General features: G+C 73.4%; 10 protein-coding genes. 1 reads left to right on the top strand and 9 read right to left on the bottom strand.

Going from position 1 to position 7,268, the window contains the following annotated elements; all coding sequences use genetic code 11:
* On the top strand, positions 1-430 hold a 430-nt coding region (locus FNQ90_RS07660; protein WP_182605658.1), incomplete at its 5' end, for a CAP domain-containing protein.
* A gap of 106 nt (positions 431-536) precedes the next feature.
* On the opposite strand, the gene mutM is transcribed toward FNQ90_RS07660, so the two are convergent.
* The 9 genes from mutM to FNQ90_RS07615 form a co-directional block, all read right to left on the bottom strand.
* Complete coding sequence (mutM, locus tag FNQ90_RS07655; protein ID WP_182605656.1) at positions 537-1,472, bottom strand: bifunctional DNA-formamidopyrimidine glycosylase/DNA-(apurinic or apyrimidinic site) lyase; 936 nt, start codon at positions 1,470-1,472, stop codon at positions 537-539.
* 3 nt (positions 1,473-1,475) lie between these two features.
* On the bottom strand, positions 1,476-2,399 hold the full coding sequence (gene rnc / locus FNQ90_RS07650) for a ribonuclease III (protein ID WP_182605654.1): 924 nt from the start codon (positions 2,397-2,399) through the stop codon (positions 1,476-1,478).
* A 19-nt stretch (positions 2,400-2,418) separates the two neighbouring features.
* A complete protein-coding gene (rpmF, locus tag FNQ90_RS07645; protein WP_143619137.1) occupies positions 2,419-2,592 on the bottom strand; it encodes a 50S ribosomal protein L32 in 174 nt (57 codons plus the stop codon).
* Between the two features lie 2 nt (positions 2,593-2,594).
* Positions 2,595-3,197, bottom strand: coding sequence for a YceD family protein (locus FNQ90_RS07640; protein ID WP_323379829.1), 603 nt, complete (start codon positions 3,195-3,197; stop codon positions 2,595-2,597).
* Positions 3,198-3,450: 253 nt separating this feature from the next.
* Positions 3,451-4,473: a cell division initiation protein gene (locus FNQ90_RS07635; RefSeq protein ID WP_182605651.1), complete on the bottom strand. Its 1,023-nt coding sequence runs from the start codon at positions 4,471-4,473 to the stop codon at positions 3,451-3,453.
* A gap of 140 nt (positions 4,474-4,613) precedes the next feature.
* A complete protein-coding gene (coaD, locus tag FNQ90_RS07630) occupies positions 4,614-5,093 on the bottom strand; it encodes a pantetheine-phosphate adenylyltransferase (protein WP_228470947.1) in 480 nt (159 codons plus the stop codon).
* Between the two features lie 26 nt (positions 5,094-5,119).
* Entirely contained in the window at positions 5,120-5,707 is a 588-nt protein-coding gene (gene rsmD, locus FNQ90_RS07625; protein WP_182605647.1) for a 16S rRNA (guanine(966)-N(2))-methyltransferase RsmD, read from the bottom strand.
* Positions 5,708-5,857: 150 nt separating this feature from the next.
* The gene (locus FNQ90_RS07620) at positions 5,858-6,382 is read right to left on the bottom strand and encodes a hypothetical protein (protein ID WP_143619127.1); all 525 of its coding nucleotides are present in this window, start codon (positions 6,380-6,382) and stop codon (positions 5,858-5,860) included.
* Between the two features lie 215 nt (positions 6,383-6,597).
* Positions 6,598-7,268 (bottom strand): helicase-related protein (locus FNQ90_RS07615; RefSeq protein ID WP_267133024.1); only part of this gene is annotated, 671 nt, incomplete at its 5' end.

Genomic DNA, 7,268 nt, shown 5'->3' with positions numbered 1-7,268 from the left:
CTCCACGCCGCCCCCGTCCACCGGCTCCCCCTCCTCGGGCAACGAGAGTCCGGCGGAGACCGCCGAGGCCGAGGTCCTGCGTCTGGTCAACGCGGAACGCGCGCGCGCCGGTTGCAGTCCGGTGGTCCACGACAGCGCCCTGGGACGGCTGGCCCGTGACTTCAGCCGGGACATGGCGAACCGTTCCTTCTTCTCCCACACCGACCCCGACGGACGCTCCCCCTGGGACCGCGCCTCGGCGGCCGGGATAGGAAACCTCGGTGGGGAGAACATCGCCCGCGGCCAGCAGAGCGCCGCCTCGGTGATGGAGTCCTGGATGAACAGCGAGGGGCACCGCGCCAACATCCTCAACTGCGACTTCCGCACCCTGGGAGTCGGCGTGCACCCGGGCCCCGGCGGCCCCTGGTGGACACAGAACTTCGGGTACTGAGCGGCTCTCGGGACGGGCGTCCCGCCGCGCCGGGCACGGGTGGCGGTCGGCCCGACGCACCCCCGCACCCGGGCCCCGGGGGAACGCCCTTCCGGGAAACGGTCGGTCAGGCGGAGCGGATGCCGGTGCCCGGGCGCCGGGTCACCGCGGGGCGGGCCCTCGGCGGACGCTGACACCCCGGGCACCAGTAACTGGAGCGGTTCATCCACGGATCCCGCCGCATCGTGGCCGCGCAGCGCCGGCACGGCAGTCCGGCCCGTCCGTAGGCGTTGAGCGAACGCTCGAAGTACCCCGACTCACCGTTGACGTTGACGTAGAGGCTGTCGAAGCTGGTCCCCCCGGCCTGCAGGGCGGCGGCCATGACCTCGCGAACCCCCGCCAGGAGTTCCGAGACCCGGGGCCGGGTCAGGGTCGCGGTGGGACGCTCGTAGTGCAACCGGGCCAGCCACAGTGCCTCATCGGCGTAGATGTTGCCGACCCCGCTGATCAGCGTCTGGTCGAGCAGGGCCCGCTTGACGGTGGTGCGCCGACTCCGCAGGGCGGTGGGAAAGGCGTCCTCGTCGAAGGCCGGGTCCAGCGGATCACGGGCGATGTGAGCCATCACGTCCGGCAGGCCGTCGGCCTCGCCCGGGAGGCAGGGATGGAGGGAGAGCCCGCCGAAGGTGCGCTGGTCGACAAAGCGCAACTCGCCCGGCCCCTCGTCGGTGAAGGAGATCCGCACCCGCAGGTGACGCTCGTCGGGTGTCCCCGCCGGTTGGATGAGCAGCTGCCCGCTCATGCCGAGATGGGCCAGGAGCGAGAGGGTCGGGGAGCCCGCGCCCCTCGGTGTCCCCGTTTCCTCGATGGGGAGCCACAGGTACTTCCCGCGCCGGCGCGGCACGGCGAGGCGACGCCCGAGGAGCCGGTCCGCGAAGTCGCGGGGACCGGATTCGTGACGTCGCACGGCGCGCGGGTGGAGAACCTCCACGGCGGCGACGGTGCGGCCGGAGACCCACCGCTCCAGGCCCCGCCGCACCACCTCCACCTCGGGCAGTTCGGGCACCGGTCAGTGCTTCCCCGCAGCCGGCGCGTCGCCCGGCGCGTCGGTCGGCGCGTCGGTCGGCCGGCCCGGGTCCTCCCGCTCGACCGTGTCGCCGGAACCCACCTCCACGGGAGCCGTCTCCACGGGGGCCACACCGTCGTCGGGGGTCTCCCCGGGACCGGAACCGCGGGCGGCGGCCTCGGCGAGGGCGGTCTCACCGTCCGCGGCGGCCCGGATGGCCCGCCAGGCGGTCTCGGCGGCCTGCTGCTCCGCTTCCTTCTTGCTGCGTCCGGTCCCGGTGCCGTACGCGGTACCGGCCACCCGGGCTGCGGCGGTGAAGGTCTTCTCGTGATCGGGGCCGGTCTCGGTGATCTCGTACTCCGGCACACCCAATCCGCGGGCGGCGCTCAATTCCTGGAGGCTGGTCTTCCAGTCCAGGCCGGCTCCCAGGCCGGCGGAGCGCTCGATCAGCGGATCGAAGAGCCGGTGCACGAGCTCGTCGGCGGCGGTCAGACCGCAGTCCAGGTAGACGGCCCCGATGACCGCCTCCAGGGTGTCGGCGAGGATCGATGCCTTGTCACGGCCGCCGGTCCCCTCCTCACCGCGGCCCAGACGCACGAAGGCGCCCAGGTCCAGACTCCGGGCAACCTCCGCGAGGGCACGGGAGTTGACCACCGCGGCCCTCAGTTTGGCCAGTTGTCCCTCGGGCAGCTCGGGGTGTCGCTTGTAGAGCGTGTCGGTGACCACCAGGCCGAGGACGGAGTCCCCGAGGAACTCCAGCCGTTCGTTGGTGGGAAGTCCCCCGTGCTCGTAGGCGTAGCTGCGATGGGTCAGCGCACGCACCAGAAGGGCGGTCTCGACCTTGTAGCCGAGCCGCCCTTCCAGGGTCGCAGGGGACGAGATCTCCTCCGCGGACACCGCGGAACGCGTGGTGCCGGCGTCCGGCATGGAGCCCGTCACCCGCCCGTCAGACCTCAAGCACCTGGCGGCGGTTGTAGGTGCCGCAGTTGGTGCACGCGGTGTGCTGCAGCTTGGGCTCGCGGCAACCCCCGCACGCGGCGAGGTTGGGGACCGCAGCCTTCCACTGCGACCGGCGGTGGCGCGTGTTGCTGCGCGACATCTTCCGCTTCGGAACGGCCACGGCTACTTCTCCTGTGGTTCGTCCCCGCCGGCGCGGGGAGGTTTCTCTTCTTCCGCTTCGGCCCCCGCGGACCCGAGGGTCCCCGACAGCTCCCGCAGCGCCGCCCAACGGATGTCGACGGCGTCGTCGTGCCGGTGGTCCGGATCGGTCTCCAGCCGTGTCCCGCACTCGGGACACAGACCCGGACAATCCTCCCGGCACACCGGCTGCAGGGGCAGTGAAAGCACCACCGCGTCCCGCAACACGGGTTCGAGGTCGAACAACTCGCCCTCGAGGAACAGCGTCTCCTCCCCGACGTCGTCGCCGGTGTCCGCTGAGCGGCCCCCGGCATCGGCGTCGGGGTAGGAGTACAACTCCTGGAAGTCCGCCTCGCACTCCCGGCGAAGCGGTTCCAGACACCTTACGCACTCCCCCACGAGGGAGGTGCGGACGGTCCCGGTGACCAGGACCCCGTCCATCACCGACTCCAGCCGGAGGAAGACCTCCATCGGCGCCCCCTCCGGGACCCCGAGCACGTCGGTGCCCAGGTCGGCGGGGGCCTCCGCGGTGCGGGAGACCTCGAGGAGCGCGCCCGGACGCCGTCCCAGCTCGTGCGTACCGAACACGAGGGGGGCGCGGGGGTTCAGGGCGGCTTTCAGGACTCTTCGCCTTCTGTGAGTGGTGCGGATCGGGGTGCGCAGGCCGGACGGCCGAGGGGCCGACAGCCGAGCCTCCGGGTCGTACCGGGGCATACGGCGGGGTCCGGGCGACGCGGGCCGCGGGTGTCACCGCAGCCGAAGGAACAGAATACGCCACGGTCCGCTTCCGACCCAAACCGTCCCCCGCCAAGGGGGTCCGCCGGCCGACGCCGGAGAGGGCTCAGCGTCCCTGCTCGTAGCGGCGCAGTTGCTCGGGATCGATGAAGCCGGTGTCGAAGAAGCCGGCCGCCTCATGCCCGGCACCGGCGTGCGTCGGATGCCCGTGGCCCGGCTGCCCGCCGCCCTCGTGACCGGTGTGGTCGGGGTATCCGGCGGGAGCGCCGGGGTGCGTGCCGTACGCCTCCCCGGGGTGGTCGGAATAGCCGCCCGCCCCGGTCCAGGCGCCACCGGTCGGGGCCGCGACCGGCTGGTGCGGGTCCCCGCCGGGCCCCCACCCGGTGTCGTGCGCGGGGTACGCCGCCCCCGTCGTCCACCCGGCCGAGCCGTCGGCCGGCGGGTCGGCGGACGGCACTCCCGCCGCGCCGGCCATCGCGAGATCCAGGGGGTGGACCTCCGGGGGGCGCCCCTCCCCCGCCGCCATGTGCTCGGCCAGCTCGTCGATCGGCCGGTGGCCGGTGAGCTTGTTCCGACCCCGCCCGACCGCCTCCAGGGTCTTGCGCAACACCGTCTCGATCGCGGCGAACTGATCCTCGACGTAGGTGTCGGCGCGCTCCAGGAGCAGTTCGGGGTCACCGTCGCGCCCCGCGCCCAGGAGCTTCTCCCGGCCGCGGCCGACGGAGTCGATGGTCTTCCCGAGGACGACCTCGAAGTTGGCGAGCTTGCTGTCCACGTAGTCGTCGGCCTCGGCACGGATCTCCGCCGCCTCCCGACGGGCCTCCGCCAGGATGCGGTCGGCCTCCGCGCGGGCCTCACGGGCGATGTGGGTGTTCTCCACGAGGGAGCCCCGCTCGGCCCGGGCGGCCTCGACGATGCGCTGTGCCTCGCGGTGGGCGTCGGCGACGACCTCCTCCCGCCCGCCGAGGACCCGGCTGGCCTCGGCCAGGGAGCCGGGAAGGGCGCCGCGCAGTTCCTCGAGGCGGGCGAGGAGCTCGCCCCGGTTGATCACGCAGGACGCCGACATCGGCATGGCCTTGGCGTTGCCGACCGACGCGACGATCTCGTCGAGCTTCTGGTGTACGTCCACGGGGTGACTGTACGACCGTCGGGCCCCCGGGGGACAGCCGATCCCGGGGCGCGCGGGCCTTTGGGCGGGGCGCCGGGGCGCGCCGGGCGCGGGTCACCCCCGGACGGACGCCCGGATCGTTCCCCGCCCCGTGCTCCGGCTCAGGGCCGGCGAAGCTTCCCCACCAGCGCCTCCAGCACCGTGGGCGGCACCAGGTGGGAGACGTCCCCTCCCCAGGTGGCGACCTCCTTGACCAGACTGGAGGAGAGGAAGCTGTAGGTGGGACTGGTGGGCACGAAGAGGGTCTCCACCCCCGAGAGGCCGTTGTTCATCTGTGCCATCTGCAACTCGTAGTCGAAGTCGCTGACGGCACGCAGCCCCTTGACGATGGCGGGGATGTCGCGCTGCTTGCAGTAGTCCACCAGGAGGCCGTGGAAGGCCTCGACCCGCACGTTGCCGTACGCCGAGGTGACCTCCTCGATGAGGGCGATGCGCTCCTCCACCGTGAACAGGCCGCTCTTGGACTTGTTGATCATCACCGTCACGTGCACCACGTCGTAAAGCCGGGAGGCGCGGCTGATGATGTCGATATGGCCATTGGTGATCGGGTCGAACGACCCCGGGCAAACCGCGCGTCGCAACGGTCTCTCCTCGCTCTCCCGGCCCGTCATGACCGGTCGGTAACTTCATCTTCGGCGGCGCGACCGTACCAGAGCGTTCCCTCGCCGTACCGACGGGAGCGCAGGGCGGAGAAGCCGGTCGGCCAGGGTGACGTGCCGCCCCTGGTGCCACGCTCCACCGTGACGAGTCCGCTGTCGGCCAGCCACCCCCCGGAGCGGAGTGTGAGCAGGATCTCGCGGACCGCCGTCTCCCCGAGGGCGTAGGGCGGGTCGAGGAAGACCAGGTCGAAGGGGCCGGCGGGCGGGGGCCCCGCGACCACCCGCTCGACCCGGTCCGCCCGCACCTCCGCCCCCGGCAGACCGAGCGCGCCGATGTTCTCCCGCACCACCCGGGCCGCGCGGCGGTCGGACTCCACCAGCAGCACCCGGCGGGCGCCCCGCGACAGGGCCTCCAGCCCGACCGCGCCGGAGCCCGCGAAGAGGTCCAGGACGGCCGCCCCGTCCAGGGGGCCGTACAGAGCCTCCCAGGTGGAGAACAGGCCCTCCCTGGCCCGGTCCGAGGTGGGACGGGTGCCGCCACCGGGCGGCACGGCCAGCCGACGGCCGCCCGCGGCGCCGGCGATCACGCGGGTCATCGGGGTCCTTCGATAGCGGTGGGGAACGGTGCGTCCCACGCTATACGGCGCCGCCGGGTGGGTGCCGCCCGGCGGCGCCGGAGGAGTCGGCGCGCCGCGGGCCGGCCCGGGCGGTCGGGCCCGGGGCCGGCCCGCTGCGGGAGTCGGGGGTCAGTCCGGCGTACCGTCCTCCGCGAGAGGCGCGCCGAGCAGCGCCGGCGAGGCGTACCGGGACCACGACAGGCAGCCGTCCGGCGGGCAGTACTCCGGTCGGCGCGGGTCGTGGCCCAGCTCCCGGAGCTTGGCGCGCACCGAGTCCGGGGTTCGTCCGAAGCGGGCGGCGATCCGCGCCACCGTCTCCCCCGCGTGGAACCGACGGGTCAGGTCCTCCTCGTGCTGCGGGACCCACGGGGCGCCGTGGCCGGGGAACAACTCGCGGAGGATGTCCCGGTCCGGAATGGGCTCGGCGACATCCGCCGCGAGGGCCAACGCGCGCAGACCGCGGTTGAGGGCGATGCGCAGGGTGGGGACGTCGGCGAGCGGCATGGTGAGCATGCCGCCCGCGATCGGCGTGCCCGGCTCCTCCTCGCGCCACCCGGTCAGGGTCAGGGTGAGGGTGATGTCGTCGTCGCTGGCCAGCTCGACGCGGAAGATCTTGTCCCCGAGGGGAAGCTCGTTGGTGTGTCGGAACGCCATGGATGACCCCCAGTGGTCCGGGCCCGACGGGCCGGGATGAAACCGCGCGGATCCGAACGGATCACCGCGGAACATCCCCATTCTCCCGGGCGGCACCGACAATCCGGGGTGACGGCGGCCCGCCCCGACGCCGCCCCCGGGGTGATGGCCCGGAACGCCCCCGGGGCCGGGGCGGCGAGCCGGGCGGGAGGTGGTTTCGAAGAGCGGGCACGGTCTCAGCCCCGCTCGAGGAACTCCTCCCGCTCCGCGTCGAGCAACGCCTCCAGGGCGGTGCGCAGCGCGGGCGTGCGGGTCAGCTCCGGATCGCGCTCCACCAATTCCCCGGCCTCTCGCCGCGCCTCCTCGATGATGTCTTCGTCCTCGATGACGGCGAGCATCCGCAACGAGCTGCGTCCACCCGACTGCGCCTGGCCGAGCACGTCGCCCTCGCGCCGCTGCTCCAGGTCGATGCGGGAGAGCTCGAAGCCGTCCCGGGTCGAGGCCACCGCCTCCAGTCGGGCCCGCGCGGGGGCGACCTCCGGCAGATCGGTCACCAGCAGACACAGCCCGGGGTGCTCACCGCGTCCCACCCGGCCCCGCAGCTGGTGCAGCTGGGAGACACCGAAACGGTCCGCGTCCATGATCGCCATCACCGTGGCGTTGGGGACGTTCACCCCGACCTCGATGACGGTGGTGGCCACCAGGACATCGATCTCCCCGGCGGAGAAGCGGCGCATCACCTCGTCCTTGGCCTCGGGCGCCATCCGGCCGTGCAACTCGGCGACCCGCAGGCCCGCCAGCGGGCCCTCCGCCAGGGACCGGGCGACGTCGAGGACCGCCAACGGCGGACGGCGGTCCCCCGACCCACCGCCGTCACCGGGGTCCGCCCCGTCGGACTCCTCGACCC

The sequence above is a fragment of the Streptomyces alkaliphilus genome (assembly GCF_014141535.1).
Classification (GTDB): Bacteria; Actinomycetota; Actinomycetes; order Streptomycetales; family Streptomycetaceae; genus Streptomyces; species Streptomyces alkaliphilus.
Note: the sequence above shows the minus strand (reverse complement) of the source record. Positions and strands in the feature narration are given on the sequence as shown.